At 69.6% G+C, this 26,197-nt stretch carries 29 protein-coding genes, 1 tRNA gene and 2 pseudogenes; 16 read left to right on the top strand and 16 right to left on the bottom strand.

Features of this window, described 5'->3' with window-relative positions:
• Window positions 1–20: 20 nt before the first annotated feature.
• From LX83_RS35475 to LX83_RS35450, 6 genes are all read left to right on the top strand, one after another.
• Complete coding sequence (locus LX83_RS35475) at window positions 21–335, top strand: ArsR/SmtB family transcription factor (protein WP_253779926.1); 315 nt, start codon at window positions 21–23, stop codon at window positions 333–335.
• Between the two features lie 103 nt (window positions 336–438).
• Window positions 439–1,380 (top strand): ParA family protein, encoded by a 942-nt coding sequence (locus tag LX83_RS35470; RefSeq protein WP_253779923.1) that lies wholly within the window; start codon window positions 439–441, stop codon window positions 1,378–1,380.
• A gap of 58 nt (window positions 1,381–1,438) precedes the next feature.
• Window positions 1,439–1,813: a hypothetical protein gene (locus LX83_RS35465; protein WP_253779921.1), complete on the top strand. Its 375-nt coding sequence runs from the start codon at window positions 1,439–1,441 to the stop codon at window positions 1,811–1,813.
• 2 nt (window positions 1,814–1,815) lie between these two features.
• Complete coding sequence (locus LX83_RS35460; protein WP_253779975.1) at window positions 1,816–2,670, top strand: segregation and condensation protein A; 855 nt, start codon at window positions 1,816–1,818, stop codon at window positions 2,668–2,670.
• A gap of 2 nt (window positions 2,671–2,672) precedes the next feature.
• Window positions 2,673–3,467: an SMC-Scp complex subunit ScpB gene (scpB, locus tag LX83_RS35455; protein ID WP_301329470.1), complete on the top strand. Its 795-nt coding sequence runs from the start codon at window positions 2,673–2,675 to the stop codon at window positions 3,465–3,467.
• Complete coding sequence (locus tag LX83_RS35450) at window positions 3,460–4,206, top strand: pseudouridine synthase (RefSeq protein ID WP_253779919.1); 747 nt, start codon at window positions 3,460–3,462, stop codon at window positions 4,204–4,206. The genes scpB and LX83_RS35450 overlap by 8 nt, the downstream gene beginning before the upstream one ends.
• A 79-nt stretch (window positions 4,207–4,285) precedes the next feature.
• Here the strand turns inward: LX83_RS35450 and LX83_RS35445 are convergent, their stop codons facing one another.
• Both LX83_RS35445 and LX83_RS35440 read right to left on the bottom strand, forming a co-directional pair.
• On the bottom strand, window positions 4,286–5,467 hold the full coding sequence (locus LX83_RS35445; protein WP_253779917.1) for a cation:proton antiporter: 1,182 nt from the start codon (window positions 5,465–5,467) through the stop codon (window positions 4,286–4,288).
• Window positions 5,468–5,472: 5 nt separating this feature from the next.
• Window positions 5,473–5,955 carry a cation:proton antiporter regulatory subunit gene (locus tag LX83_RS35440; protein WP_253779914.1) on the bottom strand — a complete coding sequence of 161 codons (483 nt, stop codon included), beginning with the start codon at window positions 5,953–5,955 and terminating at the stop codon, window positions 5,473–5,475.
• A gap of 225 nt (window positions 5,956–6,180) precedes the next feature.
• Here LX83_RS35440 and cmk point away from each other — a divergent pair, with 225 nt between their 5' ends.
• From cmk to LX83_RS35420, 4 genes are all read left to right on the top strand, one after another.
• Window positions 6,181–6,906 (top strand): (d)CMP kinase, encoded by a 726-nt coding sequence (gene cmk, locus LX83_RS35435; RefSeq protein WP_253779911.1) that lies wholly within the window; start codon window positions 6,181–6,183, stop codon window positions 6,904–6,906.
• 3 nt (window positions 6,907–6,909) lie between these two features.
• Window positions 6,910–7,632: a lysophospholipid acyltransferase family protein gene (locus tag LX83_RS35430; protein ID WP_253779908.1), complete on the top strand. Its 723-nt coding sequence runs from the start codon at window positions 6,910–6,912 to the stop codon at window positions 7,630–7,632.
• Window positions 7,629–9,041, top strand: a complete 1,413-nt coding sequence (der, locus tag LX83_RS35425) for a ribosome biogenesis GTPase Der (RefSeq protein ID WP_253779905.1) — start codon at window positions 7,629–7,631, stop codon at window positions 9,039–9,041. The genes LX83_RS35430 and der overlap by 4 nt, the downstream gene beginning before the upstream one ends.
• 101 nt (window positions 9,042–9,142) lie before the next feature.
• Window positions 9,143–9,216 (top strand) — tRNA-Pro (locus tag LX83_RS35420).
• 576 nt (window positions 9,217–9,792) lie between these two features.
• Here LX83_RS35420 and LX83_RS35415 read toward each other — a convergent pair.
• Entirely contained in the window at window positions 9,793–10,146 is a 354-nt protein-coding gene (locus LX83_RS35415; protein ID WP_253779902.1) for a site-specific integrase, read from the bottom strand.
• Window positions 10,147–10,149: 3 nt separating this feature from the next.
• Between LX83_RS35415 and LX83_RS35410 the strand changes: the two genes are divergently transcribed.
• Window positions 10,150–10,311, top strand: coding sequence for a hypothetical protein (locus LX83_RS35410; protein WP_253779899.1), 162 nt, complete (start codon window positions 10,150–10,152; stop codon window positions 10,309–10,311).
• 183 nt (window positions 10,312–10,494) lie between these two features.
• On the opposite strand, the gene LX83_RS35405 is transcribed toward LX83_RS35410, so the two are convergent.
• The 4 genes from LX83_RS35405 to LX83_RS35390 form a co-directional block, all read right to left on the bottom strand.
• Window positions 10,495–10,959, bottom strand: coding sequence for a hypothetical protein (locus LX83_RS35405; protein ID WP_253779897.1), 465 nt, complete (start codon window positions 10,957–10,959; stop codon window positions 10,495–10,497).
• Between the two features lie 481 nt (window positions 10,960–11,440).
• Window positions 11,441–11,872, bottom strand: coding sequence for a hypothetical protein (locus LX83_RS35400; RefSeq protein ID WP_253779895.1), 432 nt, complete (start codon window positions 11,870–11,872; stop codon window positions 11,441–11,443).
• A gap of 312 nt (window positions 11,873–12,184) precedes the next feature.
• Complete coding sequence (locus LX83_RS35395; protein WP_253779970.1) at window positions 12,185–13,150, bottom strand: acyl-CoA desaturase; 966 nt, start codon at window positions 13,148–13,150, stop codon at window positions 12,185–12,187.
• Between the two features lie 340 nt (window positions 13,151–13,490).
• Complete coding sequence (locus LX83_RS35390; protein ID WP_253779893.1) at window positions 13,491–13,694, bottom strand: cold-shock protein; 204 nt, start codon at window positions 13,692–13,694, stop codon at window positions 13,491–13,493.
• Between the two features lie 457 nt (window positions 13,695–14,151).
• Between LX83_RS35390 and LX83_RS35385 the strand changes: the two genes are divergently transcribed.
• The 3 genes from LX83_RS35385 to LX83_RS35375 all read left to right on the top strand — a co-directional run bounded on the left by LX83_RS35385 (window position 14,152) and on the right by LX83_RS35375 (window position 15,350).
• Window positions 14,152–14,499, top strand: coding sequence for a hypothetical protein (locus LX83_RS35385; RefSeq protein ID WP_253779891.1), 348 nt, complete (start codon window positions 14,152–14,154; stop codon window positions 14,497–14,499).
• A 93-nt stretch (window positions 14,500–14,592) separates the two neighbouring features.
• Window positions 14,593–14,763: a hypothetical protein gene (locus tag LX83_RS35380; RefSeq protein WP_253779889.1), complete on the top strand. Its 171-nt coding sequence runs from the start codon at window positions 14,593–14,595 to the stop codon at window positions 14,761–14,763.
• A gap of 47 nt (window positions 14,764–14,810) precedes the next feature.
• On the top strand, window positions 14,811–15,350 hold the full coding sequence (locus LX83_RS35375) for a hypothetical protein (RefSeq protein WP_253779886.1): 540 nt from the start codon (window positions 14,811–14,813) through the stop codon (window positions 15,348–15,350).
• A gap of 336 nt (window positions 15,351–15,686) precedes the next feature.
• Here LX83_RS35375 and LX83_RS35370 read toward each other — a convergent pair whose 3' ends face one another.
• The 7 genes and pseudogenes from LX83_RS35370 to LX83_RS35335 all read right to left on the bottom strand — a co-directional run.
• Window positions 15,687–16,100: a hypothetical protein gene (locus tag LX83_RS35370; RefSeq protein ID WP_253779884.1), complete on the bottom strand. Its 414-nt coding sequence runs from the start codon at window positions 16,098–16,100 to the stop codon at window positions 15,687–15,689.
• 47 nt (window positions 16,101–16,147) lie between these two features.
• Complete coding sequence (locus LX83_RS35365) at window positions 16,148–16,879, bottom strand: MarR family transcriptional regulator (RefSeq protein ID WP_253779882.1); 732 nt, start codon at window positions 16,877–16,879, stop codon at window positions 16,148–16,150.
• 936 nt (window positions 16,880–17,815) lie between these two features.
• Window positions 17,816–18,937, bottom strand: a complete 1,122-nt coding sequence (locus LX83_RS35355; RefSeq protein ID WP_253779880.1) for an FAD-dependent oxidoreductase — start codon at window positions 18,935–18,937, stop codon at window positions 17,816–17,818.
• A 168-nt stretch (window positions 18,938–19,105) separates the two neighbouring features.
• A pseudogene (locus tag LX83_RS38925) lies at window positions 19,106–19,543 on the bottom strand (C40 family peptidase); the annotation flags it as partial.
• A gap of 82 nt (window positions 19,544–19,625) precedes the next feature.
• Complete coding sequence (locus LX83_RS38920) at window positions 19,626–20,066, bottom strand: lysozyme family protein (protein ID WP_253779878.1); 441 nt, start codon at window positions 20,064–20,066, stop codon at window positions 19,626–19,628.
• Complete coding sequence (locus LX83_RS35340) at window positions 20,063–20,698, bottom strand: replication-relaxation family protein (RefSeq protein ID WP_407649744.1); 636 nt, start codon at window positions 20,696–20,698, stop codon at window positions 20,063–20,065. Before LX83_RS35340 ends, LX83_RS38920 begins: the two co-directional genes overlap by 4 nt.
• A 1-nt stretch (window position 20,699) precedes the next feature.
• Window positions 20,700–21,026 (bottom strand): annotated as a pseudogene (locus LX83_RS35335) (type VI secretion protein); the annotation flags it as partial.
• A gap of 251 nt (window positions 21,027–21,277) precedes the next feature.
• On the opposite strand from LX83_RS35335, the gene LX83_RS35330 reads away from it, so the two are divergent.
• Complete coding sequence (locus LX83_RS35330; protein ID WP_253779876.1) at window positions 21,278–22,201, top strand: SDR family oxidoreductase; 924 nt, start codon at window positions 21,278–21,280, stop codon at window positions 22,199–22,201.
• A gap of 124 nt (window positions 22,202–22,325) precedes the next feature.
• Window positions 22,326–23,309, top strand: coding sequence for an alpha/beta hydrolase (locus tag LX83_RS35325; protein ID WP_253779874.1), 984 nt, complete (start codon window positions 22,326–22,328; stop codon window positions 23,307–23,309).
• 373 nt (window positions 23,310–23,682) lie between these two features.
• On the opposite strand, the gene LX83_RS35320 is transcribed toward LX83_RS35325, so the two are convergent.
• Together LX83_RS35320 and LX83_RS38605 are read right to left on the bottom strand one after the other, a co-directional pair.
• Window positions 23,683–24,537 carry a tyrosine-type recombinase/integrase gene (locus LX83_RS35320; RefSeq protein ID WP_253779872.1) on the bottom strand — a complete coding sequence of 285 codons (855 nt, stop codon included), beginning with the start codon at window positions 24,535–24,537 and terminating at the stop codon, window positions 23,683–23,685.
• A gap of 31 nt (window positions 24,538–24,568) precedes the next feature.
• Entirely contained in the window at window positions 24,569–26,011 is a 1,443-nt protein-coding gene (locus LX83_RS38605) for an SAVED domain-containing protein (RefSeq protein WP_253779870.1), read from the bottom strand.
• Window positions 26,012–26,197 lie beyond the last annotated feature (186 nt).

Raw genomic sequence — 26,197 nt, 5'->3', positions numbered from 1 at the left:
CAAGGGGAGGTGTCGGCGTCGTGTCCGTTGCCCAGCCGGACCGGAACGCGATCGAGCTGTCCGTGGTGCTGCACGCGCTGAGCGATCCCACCCGGCTCGCCGTGGCCAGGCAGTTGGACCAGTGCGGTGAGTGCCCGTGCGGCTCGTTCGAGGTCGGGGTGGCCAAGTCCACGCTGTCGCAACACCTGCGGGTGTTGCGGGAAGCCGGGTTGACGCACACCCGGTGCAACGGCAACCAGCGGTGGGTCTCACTGCGCAGGGCCGATCTCGACGAACGCTTTCCCGGGTTGCTCGATGTGGTGCTTTCCTCAGCTGCTCTGGAAAAAAGCCGCTGATCAGCCCGGCTGTGCCACGGCGAGGCGCGTTGCCGCAGGCAGGCCAGCCGCTTAGGCTGCGGCCAACGGTCGTCGTCGCAGCAGTCGCGAGGAGTCAGGTCAGATGTCGATGCCGAAGCCTTCAGCGGAGCGTTTCCCGCGCCGCGCTTCGATCGACCTGACGCTCGCCCCGCACGCCGCCCCACCCGACGAGGACGTGGTCGAGCAGTCCGCCGGGGAACTCGGGCCGACCGGCCGGCCGCTGCGCTACGTCCCGGATCCGCCGCTGCTGGCGCACCACGGCCCGGCCAAGGTGCTGGCGATGTGCAACCAGAAGGGCGGCGTGGGCAAGACCACCTCGACCATCAACCTGGGCGCGGCACTGGCCGAGTTCGGCCGGCGCGTGCTGCTGGTGGACTTCGATCCGCAGGGCGCGCTGTCCGTGGGCCTGGGGGTGCAGCCGCACCAGCTCGAACAGACCATCTACAACGTGATCATGGAGCGCTCGGTCCGCGTCGACGACGTGCTGCTGCGCACCTGCGTCGACGACATGGACCTGCTGCCGAGCAACATCGACCTGTCCGCGGCCGAGGTGCAGCTGGTCGCCGAGGTCGGCAGGGAGCACACGCTGGTCCGCACGCTGCGCGACGTGATCGAGCGCTACGACTACGTGCTGGTGGACTGCCAGCCGTCGCTGGGCCTGCTCACGGTCAACGCGCTGGCCGCCGCCGACGGTGTGATCATTCCGCTGGAGTGCGAGTTCTTCAGCCTGCGCGGGGTGGCACTGCTCATCGACACCATCGAGAAGGTGAGGGAGCGGTTGAACCCCAAGCTGGAGATCACCGGCATCCTGGCCACCATGTACGACCCGCGCACCCTGCACTCCAGGGAGGTGATGGCGCGCGTGGTGGAGGCGTTCGGCGACGTGGTGTTCGACACGGTGATCAACCGCACGGTCCGGTTCCCCGAGACCACCGTGGCCGGTGAGCCGATCACCCGGTGGGCGCCCCGCTCGGCCGGTGCCAACGCCTACCGCGCCCTGGCCCGCGAGGTGATCGCCCGGTGACCAGGCGGCCAACCGACCCGGCCGGCACCGACCCGGCCGACACCGGTGGGGCGGACTCGTGACCCGACGCGCCCACCTGCCCGGAGCCGCCGAACTGTTCCGGCCCACCAGCGTGCCGCAGAGCCAGCCGGGCCAGCCAGGTCAGCAGGCCGAGGCGGACCAGGCCGGCCTGGTGGCCGAGCCGGCCGGGGACGCCGCGCGCCGCACCGGCAGCGGCCGCTGCAAGCACTCGGCGAAGATCACCGTGTACGTCTCGGACGAGGAGTTGCTGGCGCTGGAACAGACCAGGCTCACCCTGCGGGCCGACCACGGGCTGGTCGTCGACCGGGGCCGGGTGGTGCGGGAGGCCGTCGCCGTGCTGCTGGCCGACTTCGACGAACGCGGCGGCGACTCGCTGCTGGTGCGCAGGCTGCGCCAGGAGCCGCCGCGGTGACCATGGCCGACACCCGACCCCCCGACCAGCACGACGAGGACGGCCAGGAGCAGGCCAACGGCCGGTTCACCGTCCGGCTGAGCAACTTCGAGGGCCCCTTCGACCTGCTGCTGCAACTGATCTCGCAGCACCAGCTGGACGTGACCGAGGTGGCGCTGCACCAGGTCACCGACGACTTCATCGCCCACATCCGCGGCATGGGCGAGGACTGGGACCTGGACGAGACCACCGAGTTCCTGGTCATCGCGGCGACCCTGCTCGACCTGAAGGCGGCCCGGCTGCTGCCCGCCGGTGACGTGGAGGACGAGGACGACCTCGCCCTGCTGGAGGCCAGGGACCTGCTGTTCGCCCGGCTGCTGCAGTACCGCGCCTACAAGCAGGTGGCCGCGTTGTTCGCGGAGCTGGAGGCCGGCGCGCTGCGCCGGTACCCGCGGTCGGTCGCCCTGGAGGACCGGTACACCAGCCTGCTGCCCGAGGTGATGCTCGGGGTGAGCCCGCAGCGCTTCGCCGAGCTGGCCGCCGCCGTGTTCCGCCCCAAACCGCCGCCGACCGTGTCGCTGGACCACATCCACGTGGCCAGGGTGTCGGTGCGGGAACACGCCGCCCTGCTGCGGCTGCGGCTGGCCGAGTGCGGCACGGCCACGTTCACCGAGCTGGTGCGCGACTGCGCGGGCACCCTCGAAGTGGTCGCCAGGTTCCTGGCCCTGCTGGAGCTGTACCGCGAGACGGTGATCCTGTTCGAGCAGGCGGATCCGCTCGGGGAGCTGCGGGTGCGGTGGAGCGGGGGCAGTGTGGCCGAGGCCGCCGCCGCTGCCGAGGCCGACCGGGCGAACGCCGATGAGGAGGAGTACGGGTGAACCTGCAGGGCCCGGCGCCGGAGACCACCGCACCGGACACCGGCCGGACCGACGAACCGCACCCGGCCGACGCGGCCGACCAGCCGCCCGTCGCCGAGGGCGGGCGGAGTGAGGCGGATTCAGCCGCCACGGGCGAACCAGCCGCCACGGGTGAACCGGGTGAGGCGGACGAGCCGGGTGACGTGGACGAGCCGGGTGAACCGGCGGACCCGGGCGCGCCCTCGGCTGGCCGGGCCCGCCCCGACCTGCCCGACCTGACCGAGGACGCTGATCTGGACAGCGCCCTGGAGGCGCTGCTGCTGGTCGTGGACTCCCCGGCCGCCGACGACCTGCTGGCCAGCGCGCTCGACCAGCCGGTGGCCCGGGTGCGGGCGGCGCTGCGGCGGCTGGCCGCCCAGTACGCCGCCGCCGGACGCGGCATCGACCTGCGGCAGGTCGGCGAGGGCTGGCGCTTCTACACCCGCGACCGGTTCGCGCCGTTCGTGGAGAAGCTGCTGCTCGACGGGCAACGGGCCAAGCTGACCAGGGCGGCGCTGGAGACACTGGCCGTCATCGCCTACCGACAGCCGGTCACCAGGGCCAGGGTGGCGGCCGTGCGCGGGGTTAACGTGGATGGTGTCATCCGCACCCTGCTGACCAGGGGCCTGATCGAGGAGACCGGTACCGACGGCGAGACCGGTGGCATCCTCTACCGGACGACCGAACTGTTCCTGGAGCGGTTGGGGCTGTCCTCGTTGCAGGACCTGCCGCCGATCGCTCCGCTGTTGCCTGAAGTGGATGCGATCGACGATGTCTGACAAGCCGCAGGACCCATCCGGTGTCCGGCTCCAGAAGGTGCTGGCCCAGGCGGGAGTGGCCTCCCGCCGAGCCGCCGAGGAGCTGATCGCCGAAGGCCGGGTGACCGTGGACGGCCGGGTGGTGACCGAGATGGGGCGGCGGGTGGACCCGGTGCGCGCGGTCGTGCACGTCGACGGGGTTCGCGTGGTGGTCAACGCGGACGTGACGCACCTGGCGCTGAACAAGCCCAAGGGCGTGCACACCACCATGTCCGACGACCGGGGCCGGCCGTGCGTCGGCGACTACGTGCGGGGCCGCAGCGACCGGCTGTTCCACGTGGGCCGGCTGGACGCGGACACCGAGGGCCTGCTGCTGCTGACCAACGACGGGGAGCTGGCCAACCGGCTCACCCACCCCTCCTACCAGGTCGCCAAGACCTACCTGGCCGAGGTGCCCGGTCCGGTCGCCAAGGACCTGGGCAAACGGCTGCGCGCCGGGATCGAGCTGGAGGACGGCCCGGTGCGGGTGGACGCCTTCCGGGTGGTCGACTCGCTGCCCGGCCGGGCCATGGTCGAGGTGGTGCTGCACGAGGGGCGCAACCGGATCGTGCGCCGGCTGCTGGAGGAGGTCGGCTACCCGGTCAGCCGGCTGGTGCGCACCGCCATCGCCGACGTCCAGCTGGGCAACCAGCGGCCCGGCTCGCTGCGGCCGCTCAACCGCGCCGAGGTGGGCGCGCTGTACGCGGCCGTGGGCCTGTGACGCGGGTGCCCCGGTCCGGGAGGTGAAAGGCCCGGCCGGCACCGCGAGTCGGTGCCGGCCGGGCGAGGCGGGTGGTTGGTCAGGCGCTGCCGGCGGGGGACAGCCGGTTGCGCGCGGCGCGCGCCAGCGGCTCGACCACCCTGGCGGCCACCGGCCCGAGAATGGCCATCAGCAGCACGTAGGCGGTGGCCAGCGCGGCCATCCGGTTGTCGACCGCGCCCGAGGACACGGTGAGCCCGGCGATCACGATGGAGAACTCGCCCCTGGCGACCAGGGCCGCGCCCGCCCTGGCCTGACCCATCGGGCCGATGCCCTGCCGGCGGGCCGCCCACCAGCCGGTGGCGACCTTGGTGAGCGTGGTGACCACGGCCAGGGCCACCGCCCAGCCCAGCACCGGCGGCATGGCGCTCGGGTCGGTGTTGAGGCCGAACACCACGAAGAACACCGCCGCGAACAGATCGCGCAGCGGTTCGAGCATCCGGGTGGCGTTCTCCGCGGTGGACCCGGAAATGGCGATGCCGAGCAGGAACGCGCCCACCGCGGCGGACACCTGGAGCTGGGACGCCAGACCGGCCACGAGCAGGGCCGCGCCGAGCACCCTGAGCAGGAACACCTCGGGGTCCGGACTGTCCACTATGGCCGAGACGTAGCGACCGAACTTCAGCGCCACCACCAACACCACGGTGATCGCGGCCAGGGAGATGCCCACCGCGGTCAGGCCGCCGACGAAGCTCACCCCGGCCAGCACCGCGGTCAGGATGGGTAGGTACACGGCCATGGCCAGGTCCTCGAAGACCAGCACGGACAGCACCACCGGGGTTTCCCGGTTGCCCAGCCGGCCCAGGTCGCCCAGGACCTTGGCGATGATGCCGGAGGAGGAGATGTAGGTGACCCCGGCCATGGCCAGCATGCCGACCGGTCCCCAGCCGAGGATCAGCCCGACGAGCGCGCCGGGCAGGGCGTTGAGCACGATGTCGACGACGCCGGCCATCCAGGACCGGCGCAGCCCGGTCATCAGCTCGGCCGCCGAGTACTCCAGGCCCAGCAGCAGCAGGAGTAACACGACACCGATCTCGCTGGCGAGATCGGTGAACGCGTCGATGCCGGTCAGCGGGATCAGACCGCCGTGACCGAAGGCGAGACCGCCGATGAGGTACAGGGGGATGGGCGAGATGCCGATCCGCCACGCCAGGCGCCCCAGAATGCCCAGCCCGAAGAAAACCGCTCCCAGTTCGATGAGGGAAATTGTTGTCTCGTGCACGCTGGTCAGCCGCTCGCCAGGATGTCGGTGGCGGCTTCCAGCCCTTCGGCGGTGCCGACCACCACCACGAGGTCACCTCCCGCGAAGACGAAGTCGGGCCGTGGTGATGCGTGCACGTTCCCCGCTCGCACGACCGCGACGATGGATGCGCCTGTTTTTGTCCGCAACGCTGTCTCTCCCAATGTCCTGCCATCGAAGACCGAGCCCGGAACGACCGGGATCTGGCGGGTGTCCACCCCGGTCACGTCCCGGTGCTGGTTGCCGAGGTGGGCAACCAGCTGTGGTGCGCCGAGCAGCCCCGCCAGCGCGGACGCCTCGTCTGGGGTCAGTGGGATGGACGACGCGCAGGCGTCGGGATCACCCTCCTGGGAGACGATCAGCTCGAACTTGCCGTCCCGGTAGGTGATCACCCCGATCCTCCTGCCGGCGCGGATCACGAAGTCCTGCCGGGTGCCGATCCCCGGAAGCGGCGTCACCTCGACGTTCACTCGTCCAGGTTAACTGCGCATAAAGCGCGAACCACCCCGGTCGTGCGCGCTGTGGCCTGCCCCACCCGGTCCGGACGCCGGCCGTGGAATGCGCCGGGGTCCGCGGGCGTTGCCCGAGCTGTCTCCTGCCTGGTCCCCACCCGGATGCCGGCGGCAGGCAGAATGGAAGGCTGAGACGGATCGCGAGGGTGGTTCGCGCACGTGGGGCTTGAGGAGGCAATCGCGGTGGGACACGGCGAGCTGCGGGGAGTGGTGGCTCTGGACGGCCCATCCGGAACGGGCAAGTCCACGGTCGCCCGTCGCCTGGCCAGCGCGTTGGGCGCGAGCTACCTGGACACCGGCGCGATGTACCGGGCGGTCACCCTCGCGGTGCTGCGGGCCGGCGTCGACCCGGCGGACGCCGCCGAGGTCACCCGGGTGAGCACCGCGGCCGAGCTGGTGATCGGCACCGACCCCCACCAGCCGACCGTCGAGTTGGACGGGCAGGACGTGGCCGCCGAGATCCGGGACCAGCCGGTCACCCTCGCGGTGTCCGCGGTGTCGGCCGTGCCGGAGGTGCGCGCCCAGCTGGTCGAGCAGCAGCGGCGCATCGTGGCCAGGGCGGTGGACGCCGGTTCCGGCATCGTGGTGGAGGGCCGGGACATTGGCACCGTGGTCGTTCCCGACGCCGGCCTGAAGGTCTACCTGACCGCGTCCGCCGAGGCCAGGGCCGAGCGCAGGGCGCGCCAGGACGCCGCCGCCGGCCGGGCGACCACGGTCGCCGCGACCAGGGCGGATGTCGAGCGGCGCGACACCCTCGACGCCACCAGGGCGGTGTCGCCGGCGCGGCCGGCCGCCGACGCGGTCGAGGTGGACACCACCGCGCTGGACATCGCGGGCGTGCTGGGTGAACTGCTCACCCTGGTCGACCAGCGCGGGCTGCGCGGGGTGCCGGAACGGACCGGGCGGTGACCCGTGACTGAACCGGCCGAGGGCCGGCTGCCCGAGGGCGCCTGGCTCTGGCTGCACGACTTCGGCAGGTGGCTGGGGCGGACGCTGTTCCGGTTCGGCTACCGGATGCGGGTGCGCGGACTGGACCGGATGCCCCGCAGCGGACCGGTGGTCGTGGTGGCCAACCACAGCTCCCTCGCGGACGGCCAGATGCTGTTCGGGCTGCTCGACCGCAGGATCGTGTTCCTCATCAAGCACGAGATGTTTCGTGGCCCGCTGGGCTGGGCACTGCGCAGGCTGGGGCAGCTGGCGGTGCGCCGGGGACAACCCGACCGCACCCCGCTGCTGGCCGCCGTGCGGGTGCTGCGCGCCGGGGGTGTGATCGGCATCTTCCCCGAGGGCACCCGGTCCGCCGACGACGTGGCCACGGCCGAGCACGGCGCGGCCTGGCTGGCCCGTTCGGCCGGCGCGCTGGTGCTGCCGGTGGCCTGCCGGGGCATCGCCCGGCCGCCCGGCACGCGGCGGCGGTTCCGTCCGGTGGTCGACGTGCTGGTCGGGGACCCGTTCGAGCTGCCAGCCGGCAAGGGCAGGGCGGAGCTGGCGCTGGCCACCGAGCAGGTGCGCACCAGTCTGGTCGCGCTGCTGGCCGAGCTGGACCGGACGCGCGGGAAACAAGAAGACAGCAAGGACGCCGGGGAGCAGGATCTCGGCGTCAACAACAGTGGTGTGAGCGGAGAGCAACGGTGACGGACTTGGACGGCACCTGGACCGACGAGTCCGAGTGGTCGAACTTCGACGGAGCCGCGGACGCGGCCGACGCTGCGGGCGGCAGTGTCCCGCAGCCCGTGCTGGCCGTGGTGGGCCGGCCGAACGTGGGCAAGTCAACCCTGGTGAACCGCATCCTGGGCCGGCGTGAGGCCGTGGTGCAGGACGTGCCGGGGGTGACCAGGGACCGGGTGGCCTACGACGCGCTGTGGAGCGGGCGCCGGTTCACCGTGGTCGACACCGGCGGGTGGGAGCCCGACGCCAAGGGCCTGCAGGCGTCCGTGGCGGCCCAGGCCGAACTGGCCATGGCGACCGCCGACGCCATCCTCCTGGTTGTGGACGCGGTGGTGGGCGCGACCAGCACGGACGAGGCCGTGGCCAGGGTGCTGCGCCGGTCGGACCGGCCGGTGCTGCTGGTGGCGAACAAGGTCGACGACGAGCGCCTGCTCGCCGACACCGCGGCGCTGTGGTCCCTCGGACTGGGCGAGCCGCACCCGGTGAGCGGCCTGCACGGCCGGGGCTCTGGCGACCTGCTGGACGCCATCCTGGAGGTGCTGCCCGAGACGCCGAGGGAGGTCTTCGGCGCCAGCGGCGGCCCGCGCCGGGTCGCCCTGGTCGGCAAGCCCAACGTGGGCAAGTCCAGCCTGCTCAACCGGTTGACCGGGGAGGAGCGGGCCGTGGTGGACGCGGTGGCCGGCACCACCGTGGACCCGGTGGACTCACTGGTCGAGCTGGACGGCGAGGTGTGGCGGTTCGTGGACACCGCCGGCCTGCGCAAGCGGGTGAACACGGCCAGCGGCGCCGAGTACTACGCGTCACTGCGCACCAAGGCGGCGATCGAGTCCGCCGAGGTCGCCATCGTGCTGCTGGACGCCAGCGAGCCCATCAGCGAGCAGGACCTGCGCGTGCTGAGCATGGTGGTGGACGCCGGCCGCGCGTGCGTGCTCGCCTTCAACAAGTGGGACCTGGTCGACGAGGACCGCCGCCACCAGCTGGTGCGCGAACTGGACCGGGGCCTGGTCCGGGTGCCCTGGGCGGAACGCGTCAACGTGTCCGCGCTGACCGGCCGGTCCGTGCGCAAACTCGCGCCCGCGCTGCGCACCGCGCTCGCCTCCTGGGACCAGCGCGTGCCCACCGGCCAACTCAACTCGTGGCTGGCCGACCTGATCGCGGCCACCCCGCCGCCCGTGCGCGGCGGCAAGCAGCCCAAGGTCCTGTTCGCCACCCAGGCCCAGAACCGCCCGCCCACCCTGGTCCTGTTCACCACCGGCTTCTTGGAGGCCGGCTACCGGCGTTTCGTGGAGCGCAAGTTCCGCGAGGCCTTCGGCTTCACCGGCAGCCCGGTCCGGATCTCGGTGCGCGTCCGCGAGAAGCGCCCGAAGAAGGGCTGACCAGCCCGTTTCCCCAGCCCCACCCCGATACCCACCCCCCGTGCACAGGCCCCGCCAGGGATGCGCTAAGCTGATCGGGCACTCAGCGAAGAGGGTGTGGCCGGGACGTGGCGCAGCTTGGTAGCGCACTTGACTGGGGGTCAAGGGGTCGCAGGTTCAAATCCTGTCGTCCCGACGGTCGAAACAGCCCGCTGACACTGGCGATAAGCCCAGGTCAGCGGGCTGTTTTGCGTTCCGGGGATGATCTTGCTTCCACAGTCCACAGTGGCCTGAACGGAGATCAACAGGGCCAACTGGGAGGATTGTGGGAGTGGATCATGTTCGGCTTTGACCCAAACGGCAAATGTGGTCGCCAAGGATAGGTGATCCTGGTCACATGTCCGGCAAAGGTGGTCAACCACCGCCAACAGTTCTTCGTCGCCAGGCACGTGGGGCGGATGGAGACGCTGACGGCACGTTCTACGCGCTTCACGGCCCGTGGGCGCTGTTGCCGACTGATCTGGTGTGGTGGGTGCGGATGGGGATGGTTGATGCCGCAGCGGCGATGCGGGAGACCCGCCATACGGGCTGACCGCCGTGCTGACCAACAAGCCAGTCGGCTGGGCGCGATGTCGAGGAGTGGACGGCGCTGTCCAACCGAACCCGCCGGGCTTGTTGGCGCAGGCAGCAGTGGAACGGAGGGCGCTGGAAATGACAGTGGCCCGCCACCTGTCCCGGGTGGCGGGCCACGCGTCGATGGTGCTGGCTTGGGTTATGCGGCGGACTGCTCAGTGGGGATGGAGATGCCCGGTAGGGCGTGGAGAGTGGCCACCGGAGTGTCGGTGGAGGTGGTGAGGAGAGTGCTCACCGCGGTGGTCCACCGGCGTTGCAGTGCCGCCAGCAGGCGGGCTTCCACTTCGGGGGCGACGTGGGAGTAGATGTGCTCGATCTTGTCGGGGATGCGGTGGCCGAGCCGTCGGGCCTGGGCCACGTCGGGGATGCCGTCGGCGATCATCCAGGTCTTGTGGCTGTGCCGGAACCCGTGGAAGGTCAGGCCGGGCACGATCGGCTGGAGGCGGATCTGGGGGCGTGGGCGGTTGAGGTTGCCGTCGGCTGCTGGGCGCATGGCGTGCCCACCATCCGGGTTGCCAGCCTGGCCGACCTCGGCGAATACCTCGACCCCGACGGCGATATCTGGCCCACCGACGAGTTCCACGACGACCCCCACCACCAACCCGGCTGCGACGTCAGCCTCAACGCGACCTCAACCACCACCCGAACCGCCTCCTAGGCAACTACACGATCAGCGGCTGGCGACCGGACGCACGGCGTCTCCACATTGATCAACGCGCTGACCCCTGCCGTGCACCACGCCGAGGCGAACACCGCCACAACGCACTGAGCCCCCGGCGTCCCCGCGCACACGATGTCACCGGTCGAGCCAACCAGGGCGGCGGTTCACCGCGACCCCCGCTCAGGCCCGACCTTCCGCCACCACCATCACAAGCGAGAAAGAGGCTCCACAATGGACCCGATTGTCCTCGGTACCGGTTCCTTGACGTGGCACGCCGACGAACGGCGCATCGACCGGTACGGCACCGTTCACCTCAACCGTGACGCCGACGGCTTCACCCGCGACTTGGTGCGCTTCGACGACGCCCCTGTCGGCACACGCGGTCAGCTCGTGGCCATTGTGCTGGCCGTCCGCCCGGCGTTTCACGCCGGCGACCTCGTCCGCGGTGCCGCACCGAGCGACCCCGCCGTCGGCGAGGAGATCCCCCTCGGCACCGGCACCCTGTTCGTCGAGCCGTCCCAGGACGGCAACACCGAGATCGGCGTACGTCCCGACGACGGCCGCAGCGAGGACTGGCTGGACCCGACCGCGCTGACCGCCGAGTCCTACGTCGCCGCCGCCACCCGCCTCGCCCCTCGGCAGCACAACGGCGCGCCAGCTTCGCCAGCGGCACGACCGCTTCCATCGTCACGGAGGTCACCGCCGACAGATCCACAACCACCGCCAGCTCAACCGGCGTGTCCAGCACCGGCGCGATCAGCGTCTCGGCGCACGCGGCATCAGCCAAGTCGCCCGCTGCACGCACCGTGAACGCGCCGGCATCCAGATCACGATCGGGCGCGGGCAAGGTCGCCACTGCCGCAGGTGGGTCCATCGTGCTCATGTTCCCGTTCCCTTCCGCCGGGCCCCCTGGGACCGTCGGGAACGAATGCACAGGTCACGAGACTGCACAAGGGTGGCAATCCTACTGCCGTCGGCATCTCAACCCGTGTTACCGCGCCGATGTGAGAGATCGAGCCGGTGGGCAAGCCGCAGCAGGTAGCCGACAAGCGACTCGCCGACCTGCGGATCGAGACCGCGGGGAAGCGGCCGGACCCCGGCCTTGAGGCAGAGGGGCGGTAGCTGGTCACCGGCCCAGTGCCCACCACAGTGCTTCGTCGGCGCCGCTGAAGAAGTCGCGGCCGTGGAACTTGTCGCCGCCGAGATAGACGCGGCCGGTGATCATGTGGTGTTCGGCGTTGGCCTGCTCGGGCGTGGGGCGGCGGGCCTTGCCCCACTCGGTGCGGGTGCCGGGGGTGAACTCGGCCAGTCCTTGGGTCCAGGCCAGGGCGTGGATCTGGCCGCCGACGTAGTCGCCGTCGTCGCGGAGCTTGTTCAGTTCGTCGGCCCGCTGCATGATCTCGTCGTCAGTGCGCAACGTCGGCTGCGGGTGCGCGATGCCCATCGCCTGGACGACCGCCAGCACGTCGGCGCGAGTGTGTTCAACGATCTCCAGGGCGATGCAGCTGAAGGAACTCGGCCCCTGACGTACTACCTGCCATGGGAGCGGCGTGGACATACGCCCATCCCTCTCGCTGTGTGTGTGCCCGAATACCGCGGTGCACCCAGATCTGTATCGATCGAGCCCGGTCGACTGCCTGCTCAGGGCGTGGCCGAACTGGACGGCAGCGCGACGGGGGTTGCGCGGTGGTGGGATTCAGGCACCATGGCGCAGCGGAGTAAGACGATCAAGACGCGTCAGACACGAGGTAGGCATCCCTGCGTCGTTCAGCACGGCCGATGCAGCGAGGTCGAGCGAACGACGCCCTGGACAGCTCGCGGCACGCCGTATGCGGTTGACGCGCTGGTTGATGCTGTTCTCGGGGGCCGTTCATCCCGTTGTGTCGGTCGAGACAGCGAGCCGGGCAAGGCGTTGCGGGGTGGGCCAGCGCACGTTCCAGGCCCAGCCGAGTTTCTCGAACACCCAGATCAGCCTGGCGGAGATGTCGATCTGCCCGCGGCGGACGCCGTGGCGAGCTGAGGTGGGGTCGGCGTGGTGGGAGTTGTGCCAGGACTCGCCCATGGACAGGATCGCCAGCGGCCAGAAGTTCGCTGACCTGTCGCGGCTCTGGTAGGGGCGGTCGCCGATCATGTGGCAGATCGAGTTGACCGACCAGGTGACGTGGTGCTGGAAGGCTACGCGAGCGAGCCCGGCCCAAAGGAATCCGGTCAGCGCTCCCGACCAGGACAAGGTCAGTATCCCGCCGAGCACGGCGGGCAGCAGCACCGACAGCGACACCCACAGGGGGAAGAGGCGGTCCACCATCCTGATGTCGGGGTCGGCGGCGAGGTCGGGGGCGAAACGGTCGATGTTGGTGCGGTCACGGCCGAACAGCCATCCCATGTGGGCGTGCCAGAAGCCGCGGGCCAGCGCGAGCGGGGACGTGCCGAACAGCCACGGTGAGTGCGGGTCGCCCTCGCGGTCGGAGAACGCGTGGTGGCGACGGTGGTCGGCGACCCATCCGATGACCGATCCCTGTGCCGCCAGGGCGCCCATGATGGCCAGCGCGATCCGCAAAGGGCGGTTGGCTTTGAAGGAGCCGTGGGTGAAGTAGCGGTGGTAGCCGACGGTGATCCCGAGCGTGGACACGGTGAAGAAGACAGCGGCCAGCATCAGGTCCACCCACCCGATACCCCAGCCCCACATCAACGGCACGGCGGCCACGAGGGCGAGGAACGGGATCAACAGGAACGCGCGGATGGTCACCAACTCCAACCGTCCGGCCTGCTCGGCGAGCAGTGGTTTGGGTTGGGGGCGTTCAGGGGTGGCGGGCTGTACGGCCGTGGCAGTGGTCATGCGATACCTCGTGGTACTCAGGACGGGCACCGTCCTGCGAAAGCGAAAGGTAACGGGGGGGGGAGACACCCGGACTGGATTTCGGGTGCTGAGCGGCGTCTGCGTCCATGCGCGTCGCCGGCGATGCCCCGGTCGATCGGAGGGGGCCACCGGGGCTGCACTGTCCACGGGGATGTGACGATGACATCGACGACGAACAGTGGCCACGGCAGCGGGAGGGCGGGGAAAGCGGAGGGAGATTGCAGCTTACGGGCTGCTGGCCGCGTCTACGGACACCCCATGGTGGTGGGGCGAGCGCCCACGTGGCGTGGACGCTCGCCCCACGGTGCTGCCTGGTGGGTCAGAGGACCGAGACCCCTGTGGCCTGCGGGCCTCGGTTGCTCTGCCCGATCTCGAACTGGACTCGGGCGTTCTCGTCCAGGCTGCGGAAGCCGCCACCGGTGATCTCGGAGTAGTGGACGAACACGTCAGCGCCACCCTCGTCGGGGCTGATGAAACCGAAGCCCTTTTCGGAGTTGAACCACTTGACGGTGCCTTGGGACATGCGGATCTCCTTGTCGCATCAAACATTCGGCGCGGACTCGTGCGAGTCGGCCGGGCCGCGAGCGTGAACGAAGGAGCCGCGTAGGACACCCTAAAGACGCTCGCCAAAAACTTCTGCGAAGCGTCTGGGTAGACAGCGAACACAAAGTCTTCAACCGCAATTAGTTTATCATGCGCCACGCCGACCGTCAACTGCCCCGACCTCGTCGAGCGGCACCAAGACAATCCCTCACCACGCGTCGGCGGCGGATGCCCCAGGGGGTGGCGGACTGTCCCGAGAAGCCCGGCTGCCACTCGCTCGGGCCTGGCCAACACGAGCACAGCGGCTCGGACCACGACCCGCACCGTAGCCACCGGTACCGACAGCATCCGCGCCAGAAGCGTCGGCCGGGCCGAGGCGAAGTAAGGTCACCGACGCGAACACCGAACACTTGTTAATCCGCCACATAAACGAGCCGGTGAACCCGAACCTCGGCCTGAACGACGGGATAACTCAGCCGTCCACCCGTCTCCTCGCCACGTCCACCTGCCCGGACTGCCTCGCACCGCTCGACGAACCCCACGTCCGCGACTGCGACGTGGCGCGCTGCTGGGTAACCGGACTCAACCGACTCAGCTGCGACGCGGAGCACGACTGCGGCATGGACACCTGGACCGGCCAACGGACAGAACTCTCCGCCGTGCACACCGTCGCTCTCGGAACCGGCATTCTGGCCTGGTGCGCCCACGAACGGATTTCCGGTCGCTATGGCACGGTCAACCTCAACCGCTCACTCCACGAGGACGTCGACCCCCATCGCTTGTGACACACCCCTGATCGGCTCAGCTACTAGCGAGGCGCTGGAGCCGAGACCGACACCCATCAGCTCGCCCACGCCATTGAGCTGATCAACGCGGGCGTGTCCATCTGGGCCGTCCGCCGCCTCGACCACGCCTCCACCGACGCTTCCCAGCTCTACGCCCTACTCGCCGACGCGGTCGCCGACGACGAGATCCGCGCCGCCCGCCAGTGTTGCGACGCACACCGGCCATCCGGAAACGCGTTCTCGCTCACGTCCCAGTGCCCCTGACCTCGTTTCGGCTCTCCGAGGTCACCTGTGGGGCGCCTACAACGGAGTTGGCGGACGTCGCGCGCCGAGTATCCGAAGAGATCGACGCCCCGGAGCTGGTGGCGTTGGTGGTCCGCCTCGGGCCTACCGGCGTGACGGGCGACCTCAAAAACCTGATCTTCGCGGCTGACGGGCCTAAACCGAAGACCGTGTTTCGTGACGCCATCAACAACGACATCGACATCGTCCAGAACGAGCAGTACTGCCTGGTCTACGACCGCCCGTTGGGGTCGACCGGACTCACCTGGAAAGAACTCACAGCCTGGTGGGCTGAACGAGAAGGCATGGCCGACGCGCCCGCGATGGACATCTCCCGCAGCCTGTACCAGCGCCTGGACCGGTCACTGGGCGACAACAACGCCGAGCGCCGGATCCTGCGGACCTACGCCGATCGCTATGTTCAGCTCGGCCCCGACATCCCTGCCCTGATTCCCCAGGTCTATCTCCACTACGACCCGTACACCAAGCGGCAGGGGTGCGGCGGCCCTTTCCCGCCAGCGGATGGACTTCCTGCTGCTACGGCTCAACCGGGCGCGAGTCGTGATTGAGTGCGACGGCGTTCAGCACTATGCGAACGACAACGGCAGCGCGAGTCCTCGGCGCTACGCGGAGATGGTCGCCGAGGACCGCGAGCTGCGGCTGCGCGGCTATGAGGTGCACCGCTTCGGGGGCAGGAACTACAGGAACCGGACCATGCCCGGAAGTTGCTCAGCAGGTTCTTCGACTCCCTAGCCGAGCGGCACGCTGGCTCAACATGATCGCAAGGCGTCTGGCCCTCGAAGTCGCCCGGCGTCGCCAGCCGCCAATCGTCCACTGTCGCCGCGGACCACTCACGTCAATCGAGCCGGACGACGGGCTGTGCGCCGGTCCGATTGTGGGTGGGGTCAGGTGAAGGTGATGGTGGCGAGGAGGGTGACGTAGTCGTCCCACTGCTCGGTGTCCTCTGTGCAGATGCTGAAGTCGGCGATCGCGGTGCGGTCGGGGATGGGGACGATGGCGTGGCACTGCCGCACCGTGCTGGCTGGGCGCGGCGTGGCCAGCAGGGTGACACCTTCGGGCACCTCGCGGTCCTCGGTCACCAGCACCGCCACCCCGCAGGGCAGCTTCACCGCGCCGACCTCGGCGGTGGGGTGCAGCATCGCGACGGTGTGGGCGAGCCGTTCCACGGTGTCCTTGTCGGACAGCTCGCTGGGGCGGATGGTGACCGAGAACGTGGCGGAGACCCGCTTGTCCGGCGTGGTGTCGGAGCGGGCGATTATGCGCCCGCAGTTGGCCCCAAGACGTTGCGGTGTCCCCACTGCGAACCGTGGGGACACCATCGGGAGATACACGCGCTGCGGTTAGTTCATGGTGCCGTCCCGTGCCGTGGTCTGCTCGGCTGGGGCGAGCGTGAAGCGCTTCGGAGCCTGCTGGGTCTTGATGGCGTACCCGTCCTGAACCAGCTTTCCAACGCGTTGTTGACCGCTCCCGACGCTTTCCCGCCCAGCGCCTTGGCGATCGCGGCCGGGCCGAACTCCTCGCCAGGGCGCTCGCGCAGGAAGTCCTCCACCTGGCCACGCAGTGCCCCAGGAGCCAGCCGAGGCTCCTTCCGGGGCGCCTGGTCCGCAACGCCAGTGGTGACGCCGCTGCCGTCGCTGTCACCAGGCGTGGACGCGCGGTCGCGCTCGTCCGGCGTCCCTTCGGCCGCGCCTGTCTGGGCCGGCTCGACATCCTGTGTCGCACCGCCAGTGGCCTCAGCCTCGGCCAGTTCGACTTCGACTTCGGCTGAGGCGGTGTCGGTCAGGTCGGCCGGCTCCGCTTCCGCCGTCGGTTCCATCGCCTCCAGCCCGCTGTCAGTGGCGGTGTGCGTGTCGCTGATCGCCCAGAGGTCGGCTGCGCGCCGGGCGGTAGCCAGGTCAGCGGCGGTGGTGTTCGGGTTGTCGCGCAGGGCGATCCACAGCTTGTCCTCCGCTTCGGTCCGGGTCTGCGCGCCAGGCAGCTCGTCGCTGGGATTGGGAACCGGCCGCAGCGTGCCGGCAGGCCCGAGCGGGATGACGTTGCTGGGCGTGGTCTGGCTGGTAGGGGTGTTGCTGGACATGACGACCTCGTTCGATCACATGCTCGTTGCTGTGGTGGTCATGCCCCGGCCGAGGCGAGTGTGGCCCCCGGTGCGCTGCCGGTGTGTACGGGCTACACCACTATGAACGCTTCCGTCACCCCAAGAAGTCAAGTGGCTTCAAAGAACGAAGTCGCGTGTAGACAGTCTGCTGTGGATCGTTGATCTGGCTAAGATCGTTTATCTCCGGTCAAACGCCTCGTCACGACTCGCCACAGGGACGTTGACAAACCCAAGCCGACGAAGCGTCAATACGCACCCGCCAATGCCGACCACGCAGGAAACCGAAGGGGCGTAAAGACGATGCCCGACCGCGATATCCCCACGCCACCCGACATGACCGTGAACGCGCTGAATCCCGGCTCGGCGCCTGAACACATCGAACCGACCGTGCGGGCGGCACAACCGCACGACGAGACGACGGCTGTGCGGGAAGGACTACCGCCGGACACCATGATCCTCGTTCCACAGTTCGCCACGACACGGATGCGGTGCCCGGACGGGATGTGGGCGATGCTCGTGTCCGGGGTGGACATCGACACCGCCGTCGGTGCCCAGGTGTTCGACGGCATAGGTGCGGACGTCGTTCCGGGACAGCATCCGCCTCCCAGCGGGCGTGGCGCTGCATCGGCGCGGGCCGGGCATGGCCGGCCAGCTGCCAGCAGTTTTTCCGCTCGGCACTCGACAGCAGCCCGAACAGGTAGGCGCGGGCGGTCGCTCCGGGCTCCGCCCGCCCGAACCGGCCCGCGATCCAGGTCATGACCTGATCGAACATCGCCCGCCAACGGACAGGCTCTACGCCATGGCCTGCGGCCACCGGAGGATCCTCAGGAGTTCACACAACCCCCGATGATCACGCGATGGCCGTACCCGTTCCCCGCCGGTTCCGCAGCAAGATCCCGAACCGGGACTGAGGTCTCAGGAGCGAGCGAACAGAGTGACTACGCTCCGCGGTGCTTCCCGGCCGAAAAAGATTTCCAGGTTCTGCGCCGAGCGGCGGGCGGCGTCGCTACTACGCAGGAACAGCCGCTCTTCGTAGGCGCTGAGCGCGGCCTCGATGTCGGGTTGCGCAACCAGCTCGCCGGCCAGGTCCGCGCCGTCGTACATGGCGAGGTTCGCGCCCTCGCCGGCAAAGGGCGACATCAGATGCGCGGCGTCACCGACGAGCGTCACTCCGGGCACCCTGTCCCAGTCAAGTCCGACGGGAAGGGCGTAGATGGGGCGGAGCCACGGTTCCGCGTCGCTCTCTGTCACGAAGGCGGTGAGCAGCGGCGACCAGCCGTCGAACTCGTCGGCAAGTTGGCGGAGGCCCGCGGACGGGGCGCCGAAGTCGATCGACCTCATCCACTCCTCGGGCTTGTTCAGCGCCACGTATCCACGCACGTGCCCGTCGGCGTAGCGATGGACGATGATGCCTTTGCCCGGCGCGACCGCCATCAGCGTGCCGCTGCCGATCGCAGCCACGCTCGCCCGACAGTTCTGGCCGCCTGAGGTGAGGGCGATCTCGATGAAGCAGGTTCCGCTGAAGACAGGCTCGGCGGGGGTGAGCAGGGGACGCACCTTCGACCAGGCGCCGTCCGCGCCGATGACGATGTCTGCGCGGGTGGCGGAACCTTCCGCGAAGGTGAGGACGTAGCCGCCCTCCGGACGGTGCCGGACCGAGGCGACCTTGTGACCCCACCTGATCGTCCCGGGCGCCAGCGAGTCGATCAGCAGGCGCCTGAGTTCGCCACGATCCACCTCAGGACGGGCCGAACCGGGATCCGCAGGCACGTCGAACAGGATCGTGCCGTGGCGGTCGACCACACGCTTGGCGTCCTCGCCCGGGCGGACCAGAGTGAGGAACTCGTCGTGCAGACCAGCTGCGCGAAGCGCGACCTGTCCGGTCTCTTCGTGGATGTCAAGCAGGCCGCCCTGCGCACGAGTCGTCGCCGAAGCCTCACCCTCGTAGATCGTTGCGGCGACGCCGTGAGCCTGAAGCACCCGGGCGAGCGTCAGCCCGCCCAGTCCCGCTCCGACGATGGCGATGGTCTTCTGCATGCTGCGCTCCTCTGCAGCGCCGACACGCGTCGGCGATGGTCAGCGCCGTGAGCGGACGGGATGTCCGGCCTCGGCAGGAGACGCTCACCGATCAGAACCATCTGCATCGATGTATGTTCGATGCCCGGCGGGTGGACCCGCGAGACATCGTTTTTCGCGACCCTGCGACTATAGCCCGGCATCCACCTTGGCTGGCCGAGTAGCTCCGACGAAGTCGTCGCCGGGGTAGCGGTAGGGCTCAATTTTGACGACTTGGCCGAAGTCGGGTGCGTCGATCACCAGTCCGCCGCCGATGTAGAGGCCGACGTGGTGGATGTGTGCTTCGGTGCCGTAGAAGACCAGATCGCCGGGCAGCAGAGGCTGTCCGGCGGGCATGCGGGGACCGGCTCGGAACTGTGTGTCGGCGGTGCGGGGCAGGGTGATGCCGGCTGCGGTATAGGCGGCGGTGGTCAGGCCAGAACAGTCGAACCCGCCGTCCTGGGCTCCATCGCCGCCCCACACATACGGCAGTCCTCGTTGCCCAAAGGCGTAGTTGATCGCGGTCAGCGCGGCTGTGGTGGTGGCTTGGATGGCGTTGCAGTCCCCGGTTCCCACCGTGGCGGCGGCGTCGGCGTACTCGCCGGCTTGGGCGAGGACATCGTTGACGTACCAGTCGGCATGGTTGTAGGCGAAGATCACCCCGCGTAGGTCACCGCGGGTGAGGCCGTTGTCGCACAGGTAGAACGCGGCGGCGTAGCTGGCGTCGTGCGGGTTGTACCGCGACGGCGGGGGCACCACCTGGCGGGACTGAGTGGCGTGTGACGGTGGCGGTGAAGCTGTCGGCGAGGAACTGCATGGGGCCGCCGGCCCCGGCGTGGTTCTCGGTGCCGTCGGCCACGTCGATGAGGGTGCTGCGGCCGTGGTCGCTTTCGATCTTGCCGATCGGGGCGAGGACCGACCAGTCCAGGCCCGGGCAGACGGTGGCGGCTTGGCGGTAGAGGGTGAGGTAGTGGGTGGGGATGTCGGCCAGGGCGAGCGCGCTGGGTTGGCTGCCGCCGCCGACCACCGCCGAGACCGCCCCGGAGAGTCCCGCGGCGATGAGGACGGGGATGAGGATGAGCGCGGCGATGCCGATCTTGCCCACGTTCACCGGCCCGTCGCGGTGCCCCGCGCGGGGAGTACGGCGCGAGGCGGCATGGGGTCCGGGGGCGGGGCCGCCTGGGCCAGGGCGTCGAGCTGCTTGGTCGCGGGTGGTGTCCAGGGAAGCCAGACCGCGTCAGCGGGGCTGGGGTGCGCGGCCTGCGGGTCGGTCGCGGCGGTGGCCGCCGGCACCGTGCGGGGGTTGGCGAGGTCGAGTCGGACGCGGTGCAGCAGTCGACGGGCGTTGGCTTCACGGCGCGTGGTGGGCAGCCAGATCAGCAGGGGGGTGGTGATGCCGGTGGCGTCGGCCAGCGCCGCATAGCCGGCCAGTTTGCCCGCGAGCTTGGCCAGGGGTTCGGTGCCGAAGTCGAATTCCAGGAAGAACTCCGTCTCCCGCCCCTCGACGCTCCAGCGGCCGTAGGCGTCGGGCTTGACCAGGTCGCCGAAGTGGCGGGCGCAGCGGGCTTCCGACCACCACGCGGTGAGCCTGGCCTGGGGGTCGTGGCGGGCGCGGTCGACCAGGGCGGTGAACCACTCGTTGACACCGACGGTGTGGGCCAGCCGCAGACTGTGGGCGATGCCGAACGCCCGGTCGTGTCGATACCCCAGGTCCTTGACGTCCACGCCGTACTCGGCGGCCAGCATCGCGCAGTTCGCGGGGGAGTTGGCCGAGGTGTTGGTGGGCCAGGGTCATGGCCACCCGGAAGCCGCGGGCTTCGGCGAGCATGTCCTCGATCGGGTAGGGCAGGTTGAGGAAGTTGTGGCACTCGTCGATGAGCAGGCTGGCGTCGCGGCGCGACCGCTGGGGGGTGCGGGCGCGGCCGGTGGTGGCTTGCCAGGTGCGGGCGACCACCAACGACCCGACCAGCCGCGTGGTCTCCTCACCCAGCGAACCTTTGGGGATGCGCACCAGGCAGATACCGCCGTCGAGGATGCTGGCCATGTCCACCGTGGAGCGACCATCGGTGACCTCGGCCCGGGCGGCGATCTCCGCCACGGTGGTGGCGGCGAAGCCCTTGTCGTTGCAGGGCTCCATCGCCGCCTTCTCCAGGCGGCCTCGTGCGTCGGGTTTCCATCGGCTCATGCTCCGACCCTGAACACCGATGACAGAATCTGACATCAGAGTGATGACAGAGGCTGACATAGGCGCTATTGTGATGTCACGAACTGACATCACGGCTCTCCGCCCCTGGTGGGGAGCCTGCGGCAAAGGGCAACACCATGCGCGTATTCGTCACCGGAGCCTCCGGACATCTCGGTTCCGCCGTCGTCCCCGAACTCCTCGAAGCGGGACACCAGGTCGTCGGGCTGGCACGCTCGGACAAGTCCGCCGCCGCGCTGACGGCTGCCGGCGCCCAGGTGCACCGAGGCGACCTCGATGATCTCGACGGCCTCGCCGCGGCCGCCGCTGCGGCTGACGCGGTCATCCACCTGGCCTTCAAGCACGACGCCATGTTCGCCGGCGACTTCGACGGCGCGGTCGCAGCGGATCTGCGCGCCATCAACACGCTCGGGAACGCGCTCGCCGGCACCGGCAAGCCGTTGGTGGCCACGTCGGGAACCGCGCTGTTCGCCTTCGCGGGACTTCAGGGCTTGCTCACCGAGGCCGACGTGCTCGACGCAGGACCGCGGATCGAGGCCGAGAACGCGGTGGTCGCCCTCGCCGAGCGCGGCATCCGGTCGTCCGTTGTCCGGCTCCCTCCGACCGTGCACAGCTCGCTCGACCACCACGGCTTCATCCCGACCTTCATCTCCATCGCCCGCTCCAAGGGCGTCTCGGCTTACGTCGGCGATGGGGCCAACCACTGGCCCGCCGTGCACACGCTGGATGCGGCACGCCTGTACCGGCTGGCGCTGGAATCCGCGCCGGCGGGGTCACGGCTGCACGCCGTCGACGACGAGGGAATCGCCTTCCGGCAGATCGCCGAGGGCATCGGCCGCGGGCTGAACCTGCCGGTGGTCAGCATCCCGCCGACCCAGGCCGAGGCCCACTTCGGCTTCCTGAGCGCCCACGCCCAGGCCGACAACCCGTCCTCGAGCACGCTGACCCGCGACCTCCTGGGCTGGAAGCCCGTCCAGCCCGGCCTCATCGACGACCTCGGCCAGGGCCACTACTTCGACGCCCCCTCGACCACCCCGCGCTGAGGCCCCCCTTCTCCATCCCGGTCCGGTCACCGCGCCCATCCAGACGGCCCGGCGGAACCGGTCCAAACGACCCGCCATCCCCCTGTTCAACCGGCTGGTGCGCAGCCGAGAGGAAACGAACGACATGAACACCAAGAACGCGCACGAGCGGCTCGACCCGGAACTCGCCGAGGCCCTGAAGGCGGTGCCGATGACGGAGGCTGGGGTGTTCGACCTCAGCGACCTGGAGGGCACGCGCGCCGGCATCCGCGCCTTCGCCGAGGCGATCGCGGCCCAGATACCGGATGAGCCGTCCGTGTCGGTCGAAGAGGTCCAGGCGCCCCGCTCGGACGGATCCACCCTCGCCATCCGGCTGCTGCGGCCCGCCGAGGCAGCCGGTCCGCTGCCGGTGCTGGTGTGGTTCCACGGCGGCGGGCAGGTCCTCGGGTACGCGGCCCAGGACGATCGCACCCTCAAGCACCTGGTCCTGGAGGTCGGCTGCATCGTCGCCTCCGTCGACTACCGGCTCGCGCCGGAGGCTCCCGCCCCGGCCGCCGCCGAGGACGGCCTGCTCGCCTACCGCTGGCTTCGCAGCCAAGCAGCCGCGCTCGGCATCGACGAGGACCGCGTCGCCCTGGCCGGGCAAAGCGGCGGCGGTGGTATCGCCGCAGCCACCGCGCTCATGATCCGCGACCAGGGCGAGCCGGCGCCGCTGTTCCAGGCGTTGAGCTACCCGATGCTCGATGACCGCAACACCACCGCGTCCAGTCACGAGGTCACCGACATCGGCATCTGGGACCGCGCGACCAACATCCTGGCCTGGAACCTGATCCTCGGGGACCGCGCCGGCTCCGACGAGGTGCCGCCGTACAGCGCACCCGCGCGCGCGACGGACCTCACCGGCCTGCCGCCCACCTTCATCGCGGCCGCCGAACTCGACGTCTTCCGCGACGAGGACCTGAGCTACGCGACGCGGCTCCAGGCCAGCGGTGTGCCCGTCGAACTGCACCTGTACCCCGGCGCCTACCACGCCTGGGACCTCTTCGCCCCCGAAGCCGCGGTCAGTGCCGCGTACGTCCACGCCTGGTACGGATACCTGCGCCGCCAGTTCACTGCCCGTCAGCCCTGAGCGGTCCGGTTCGGGCGGTCCGGCCGCGCGGTGACGGCCGGCAGGCCGCCACACGGGCGTGCTGATGCCTCTCCCGTGCAGGTGGCGGCGGCTGATGCGTTGCTACGTGCGCAACCGTTGGGCTCACCTCGGCTTTTTCGGGACGTGGAGCCCACGGCTGCCGCGCGAGACCGCCGAATTCGATGCAGACGATGACGAGGACTCGACGGAACAGGTTGGTGACGAGTTCTTCGAAGCGGTTCGCGCCAGGGCTGCCGAGAACAGGGGACAGCTGGCGTAGGGACATCGACAGATTCAGACAGTGACGTCACCCTGGCGACGCCATGGTCGTAGTGTCTCAGAGTGGCCCCGTTGACTAGGGTAAAAGACCAGGTCAGCGGGGCCATTCGCAGGTCAGGACGGTCTTCGCCGTGATGATCTGCACCGCACGCGGCCGTGGACCGCTTGTGGATCCCTTGACGGTGAGGTGTGCGCTGAGCGCGTCGCCGGCCTGCTCGATGGCTTGCCGGTCGGGGTGCAGGTAGCGCTGGGTGGTGGTCAGCGACCCGTGTCCGGCGATCTCGCGCAGCACGTGCACGGGTACTCCGGCGACGGCCATCCAGGTCAACCCGGTGTGGCGGAGGTCGTGCCGGCGCAGGTACTCCAGGCCGAGGGCGGCGACCACGTCGTCCCAGTGCGTGGCGTCCCGCAGCACCGCCGTGGCGATGCGCCCGCCGCGGGGCCCGGTGAACAGCCGGGCGTCCGGGTGGCGGCCCAGCCGGTCGAGGCGTTCGGCGACCAGGTCGCGCACCTCGACGATGAGCGGCACGGTGCGGCGCCGTTTGCCCTTGGTGCCCTTGTCGATCAGCCCGCCCGGCCCGGTGGTCGTCTGTCGGCAGATCTCCCAGGTCCAGGTCGACCGGTCGATGTCCTTGACCCGGACGCCGGAGACCTCGCCGATGCGGGCGGCGGTGCAGGCGGCGAAGACGACGACGTCGCCCCAGCCGCGGTACTTGTCGGCCGAGCGGTCCACCAGCGCGTCCGCGAGCCGGATGAGGGTGTCCCAGTCCGGCAGGGCCGGCGAGCGCGGGTCGTCCTTCTCGTCCTCGGCGAGCTGGTGCTCGCGTTGCCACCCGGTCACCCGGGCGGGGTTGCGGTCGATGATCCCACATCGCGACAGCAGGCGGGGCACGATGCTGTTGGGTGCCGCGACCAGCTGGCTGGTGATCTGGATCAACCGTTGGAGCAAGGCGACACCAGTTTGGTTCAGAAATGAGTCCTCACGCGTCAACGGTAAAGGCGTGAACGTATTCGGCACCGCCGAGGTGTTCGTAGACCTGCGTAGTGGTAACTCGGTTCCAGTGGTGCCCGAGAAGGACCGCGAGGCCGAGTGGGCCGATCAAGAAGAGGTGCAGGTGTCCTGTGCGCGGGTATCGCCGAGCGAGTTGCCGGATGGCGACGGCGAGGCTGTTCGCGGCGCTCGGAGTGGGAACCGATTTCGGTTCTGCACCGGTCTCTGGTGTAGCTGTGACGATCTTGTCGACCGGTATGCCAGTTTTCCTGATCCACTCGATGGCGTCCTTGGCGGCATCAGCGGCAACGTTGACGATGAGCGCGGTGTCAGAACCGGCTTGCAACGCGGTTTCTGTGACCGTGAGCGCGTAGTGGTTCGTCCGCTCTTCGCTGGTCCAGAGTTGGTCGCCCTGGTGGATCCCAACCTCGTAGCCCAGCACCCGGCGCAGTTCGGATCCGATCAGGAACCCGGTGGCCTGCCTCATGTGTCCGCTGACGAGAATGCGCTTGTTGCCGCCCAGTTGGCTGGGAATGGCTCGGACATCGGCAGCGAGATCGGCCCAGGTGGCAGGCGGATTGGGCGCAACGCGCGTCCAATCCGTCTCACCGCCTATGCGGTCAACCCAGTCAACAGCGACCGCCGCCTCGTGGGCAACCTGGTCGCGCCTGATGGTCGCGACGGAAACGGTCGTCCACGGCGATCCGGCCTGCAGGTTCAAGGCAGCGACCACCTCCTTGATGTCCTTACTGCTGAGCCGACGGTGACCTGCGATGACTTGCTGGGATATCCAGTCCGCACCGAGTTTGACCGCTACTCCGTCGGAGCGGAGACCGTTCGCTGTCATGAGCAGGCTGACGTCCTTGCGGAGTCGATCAAGATCGTAGGAAACGTCCAGGTGAAACTGTTCGAGAAAGGCCATCAGGGCGTCCTCGTTGGTTCCGGCTTTCGCCGCCCAGTCAGACCGCGCCTTGCCCCGGTCTGACTGGGCGCCGCCCTGTGCCGCACGCGGTAGCAGCCTGCCGTCGCGTCCGTCGCGGTCTCGCAGCAGCACATCGTTAGGATCGATGGTGCGGTTGGTGACAAGCCGCATTTCCACAGGCGTGCCGTCGGCGGTCAACTCACCGTGTGTTGCGACCATCTTGCGGAGGATGCCCTGCTCGTCGAGGTAGGCGATGTTTACTGCCGTCCGGTTGTCGACGGCGTACTTCACCTGCATGTACGCGTTCGGAGGCCGTAGCCGGTAAAGGACCACGTCGTCGCCATTCCCAACCCCCGCCTCCTCGACGCCGACCGCGATCGCCGGGTTGGTGGTATTCCTGGTGATGTCTTCGTGCAGGACCTCCATGCACATACGCCACGCGTGGAGCCACTGGTAATCGTCGCCGGCGATCCTGACGCCGCTGGCACTGGGCATCTGGTTGTTGGACACGGAGAAGCACCCTAGTGCTTTCGCGCAGCGATGGTACTGGGGTCGCGACTTCTCGGTCACGTGCTCCGACGAGATTGTCGGCGCGCATCCGCCATTGCCATCCGGTGCGCAACACCGGAATGCGCCACCGAGGTGACAAGGTGTTTCGCCTCCTCGCGTGGGATCTGTCGCGACGGCGGCGCGGTC

The sequence above is a fragment of the Goodfellowiella coeruleoviolacea genome (genome assembly GCF_024171785.1).
GTDB lineage: Bacteria > Actinomycetota > Actinomycetes > Mycobacteriales > Pseudonocardiaceae > Goodfellowiella > Goodfellowiella coeruleoviolacea.
Note: the sequence above shows the minus strand (reverse complement) of the source record. Positions and strands in the feature narration are given on the sequence as shown.

What these genes read in the sequence shown, in the direction of transcription:
- LX83_RS35470 (WP_253779923.1), top strand. Translation starts at nt 439, where the DNA reads ATGTCGATGCCGAAGCCTTCAGCGGAGCGTTTCCCGCGCCGCGCTTCG.
- LX83_RS35460 (WP_253779975.1), top strand. Translation starts at nt 1,816, where the DNA reads ATGGCCGACACCCGACCCCCCGACCAGCACGACGAGGACGGCCAGGAG.
- LX83_RS35450 (WP_253779919.1), top strand. Translation starts at nt 3,460, where the DNA reads ATGTCTGACAAGCCGCAGGACCCATCCGGTGTCCGGCTCCAGAAGGTG.
- LX83_RS35415 (WP_253779902.1), bottom strand. Translation starts at nt 10,146, where the DNA reads ATGCGCCCAGCAGCCGACGGCAACCTCAACCGCCCACGCCCCCAGATC.
- LX83_RS35400 (WP_253779895.1), bottom strand. Translation starts at nt 11,872, where the DNA reads ATGTCCACGCCGCTCCCATGGCAGGTAGTACGTCAGGGGCCGAGTTCC.
- LX83_RS35395 (WP_253779970.1), bottom strand. Translation starts at nt 13,150, where the DNA reads ATGACCACTGCCACGGCCGTACAGCCCGCCACCCCTGAACGCCCCCAA.
- LX83_RS35390 (WP_253779893.1), bottom strand. Translation starts at nt 13,694, where the DNA reads ATGTCCCAAGGCACCGTCAAGTGGTTCAACTCCGAAAAGGGCTTCGGT.
- LX83_RS35365 (WP_253779882.1), bottom strand. Translation starts at nt 16,879, where the DNA reads ATGTCCAGCAACACCCCTACCAGCCAGACCACGCCCAGCAACGTCATC.
- LX83_RS35355 (WP_253779880.1), bottom strand. Translation starts at nt 18,937, where the DNA reads ATGCAGAAGACCATCGCCATCGTCGGAGCGGGACTGGGCGGGCTGACG.
- LX83_RS35330 (WP_253779876.1), top strand. Translation starts at nt 21,278, where the DNA reads ATGCGCGTATTCGTCACCGGAGCCTCCGGACATCTCGGTTCCGCCGTC.
- LX83_RS35325 (WP_253779874.1), top strand. Translation starts at nt 22,326, where the DNA reads ATGAACACCAAGAACGCGCACGAGCGGCTCGACCCGGAACTCGCCGAG.